At 43.7% G+C, this 3,306-nt stretch carries 1 protein-coding gene; it reads right to left on the bottom strand.

Annotated elements, in window-relative coordinates:
* Window positions 1–3,306, bottom strand: a 3,306-nt coding sequence (locus tag ZX61_RS04135) for a class I SAM-dependent methyltransferase (RefSeq protein WP_150114956.1), incomplete at both ends; no start/stop codon positions are given.

Genomic DNA, 3,306 nt, shown 5'->3' with positions numbered 1-3,306 from the left:
CGGTGGCATCGGGGGTTCGCTCAACCTGCTGTTCAAAACATCGGTGCAAAGTGAGGTGCTGCGGAAACTCACACTGGGTCTGGTTCCACTCAACCAACAAGGTGTGCTCATCTTTTGGTGACATACAAGGTAACTCGGCAAGTGACTGTTGAGGGTTGGCGACAAACCCCTTAAGAACCTGCAGATACATCGATGCAAAGCGCTCAATGGTCGCTTCCTTAAACAGATGTGATGGAAAACTAATCCTTGCATGAAGCTCTGGCTTGCTGTCATCAATGGACATGCTGAGATCGAACTGCCCATCATTCACAAACTGATTCATGTCAAACTGAGCAAGGTGATGAATTTCTTCACTATCCTCCAGTTGGACTTTTCCAAATGGTAGCCCTGACTGTTCTAATGGGTTTTCAAAGTGCTGGACAGTGAATAGAACCTGACAAACAGGGTGTACATTGGGCTCTCGCTCAATATCGAGGGCATTTACTATCTGATCAAAAGGCTGTTCTTGGTTAGATTTGCCGGCAATCACATTGTCGTGCACTGCGCCAATAAACTCATTAATACGTTGGTTTGGGTCGATAACTGCTCTGATTGCCAAAGTATTGACAAAGAAACCGATCAACGACTGGGTTTGTACGTTATGTCGATTGTCTGATAGCGTGCCAACCACAATGTCATTCTGTCCTGAGGTTATGCCCAAAGAGATGTAAAATGCACTTAACATAACGGTATACAAAGTGGTTTCTTGCGTCTTGGCCAGCTCCTTCAATTGCTCACTTTGCGCTTGATTCAGTCGGAAGCTGAATTCTCCATTGCTCAATGGTGCAAGGCTGAGCGATCTGGCTGAGTCCAGAGGTAGTCCCAATTTGGATGAACCTGACAAGTGTGAGATCCAGTAATCTAGCGACTCATGAGAGGCTGATGAATCGAGATTATCATGCTGCCATTGTGAGTAATCGGCGTATTGGATTTGCAGATCAGGTAAGGCAGTAGAAGTATTGAATACTTGGTCATTGTAAAGATCGGTTAATTCACTCAGTAACAGATCCGTAGACCAACCATCGAAAGCAATATGATGAAAGACTACAAGTAGATAGTGTTCTTGGTTAGATTCGTATAAACGCACTCTCATTGTGGAGTCATGAGCAAGATCAAAGGGATGGTACATCTCTCTCTCTATCTGCTCCGCTAACAAGTGCGGTGTCTCGCATGTATCCAATTTATGGTCAAAGCTCGCTACCCTTGGGTATTGAACATATTCACCTTCGTTCGATTGGCGGTAAACTGTGCTCAAAATTTCATGGCGCTCATAGATACGTTCAAGTGCTTGAATTAGATATGTCTTATTTGCATCATCGGAGAGCTTAACCAAAAAGGGCACGTGTGACGCTTTCGAGTTTGGATGAATCTGCTCCATAAAAAGCAATCTGCTCTGAGCTGAGGACAACGGTACTGAGCCTTGTGTGCAATTTGGGATGATAGTGACCGTTGTATTAGATAAACGTGAAGTGAGCGCTAAAATATTTTTACTTTCAAATAGAAGAGCTAGTGATAGTTCGATACCCAACTGTTGTTTTACACGTGCAATAAGTCGAATGGCAGAAATAGAGTTACCTCCAAGACGGAAGAAATTGTCATTAATTCCAACTCGTTCGATACGCAGCTCTTCTGCCCACAATGTACACAATTTTGACTCTAGATCATTTCTTGGAGCGACATAATCATCTGAAGATGAAAAAGAAGGTAATGGTAAGGCTCGTCGGTCTAACTTTCCGTTAATCGTCGTAGGGAAGTTAGGTAAACACATAAAGGCTGAAGGCACCATGTAATCGGGAAGAGAGCTACTCAAGAAACTCTCCAGCTCATGGTCAGATATTTTGTGCCTGTGAGCCTGAGGAGTATTCGCAACGTCAGCCAAATTGAATGTACTGGTAGGAACGATGGTGCTCCAGACATCTATTTTGCTTTGGCTAAAGTAGAGCTGGTAGGTGGCTGGCTGATTGTTTTCGGTTTCCAGCAAGACTTTGAGGTGGTAACTTTTTTGTGCAGCGAGCTCAAATAACTCTTCCAACGAACGTATGGACTTTGTCTTAAGATACGTTTTTTGTTGAGCGTAGCACCAATCTTCCCAGACTCTAGCATTTGGATAGCCTAGAACCGCTATATCCCTGTTTGAAGATGTCAATAATGTATCGAGAGATAGATCTGGTGTATAAGCAATCGTATCAAATGAAGCCGTATTGGCGCTCAACTCTGAATTCACCACACAACGGGTATCGATGTGCAGTATAACGTCGTAGCGGAATCGGTTCATTTCATGGTCAGCATTCCCCCGCTTTGGCAGAATTTCTATATTGCGGATGTGTGAATTCTGTTGGTATAGATGGAAAAAATACTCGGGAGAAATCAGTAGTTCTGTTTCAGTATCAAAGCAATGCTTACATTCCGCTTGGATTTTTGCGCTGGACCATGAAGGATGTTGGTAGCGAATGACGGATGTGTAGAACGTTTCTGCAAGTCGAAAATCTCGAATATCTCCAATCATCACAGTGCCGGTACCGCGAATTGTTGAGATAGCGGATTGCAAGACATCCGATAAGTAATCAATATTTGGAAAGTACTGTGCTACAGAGTTTATTATCACCGTGTCGATATCATTTCTCTGACAATGATCTGTGACTTCATGAGCTTGGCAAACTATACACTCAACCTTATTACTCAGATCACGAGAATCTAGCTCTTTGGAGAGACGCTCAATGACCGTCGATGAAAGGTCGGTTGCAGTATAATGCGTGGCCTGATTGACTAGCCCATAGAGCAATAACCCTGTTCCGCAACCAATCTCAAGAATAGAGGCGGGTTTTTGTTCTTTAATTCTTTGAACAGTTTCATCCACCCACTCCTTCATCTGTTCATGTGGGATAGATTCTTGAGTATAAGAACTATTCCACCCCACCAAATCAAATTGTTTAGTCTGTGGTACCCCACCGTAGCTGTGATCATAAATGTTTTGCCACATAGAGATCAGTTCGGCGTCATTAAGGCTGTGGTGAGCTTTTTTAAGGGTATAGTAAGCGACTATTTTTGGTGTCTCTTTCGTAGAATCAACGTTGACACAACATGCTTCGATTTGCGGGTGAGCAGCAAGCCTTTGTTCTATTTCCCCAAGCTCAATTCGTAACCCACGAATTTTCACTTGGAAATCATTGCGGCCTAAGTACTCAAGGTGCCCATCAGGGAGCCAACGAACGAGATCACCAGTCTTGTATAAACGCGGAGCTTGCCCATCAGTGTCAAAAGGGTTCG

Origin of the sequence: Vibrio sp. VPAP30, from assembly GCF_001188205.1 — a bacterium.
GTDB lineage: Bacteria > Pseudomonadota > Gammaproteobacteria > Enterobacterales > Vibrionaceae > Vibrio > Vibrio bivalvicida.
The sequence above is the reverse complement of the archived record's forward strand: the minus strand, read 5'-3'. Positions and strand labels throughout refer to the sequence as shown.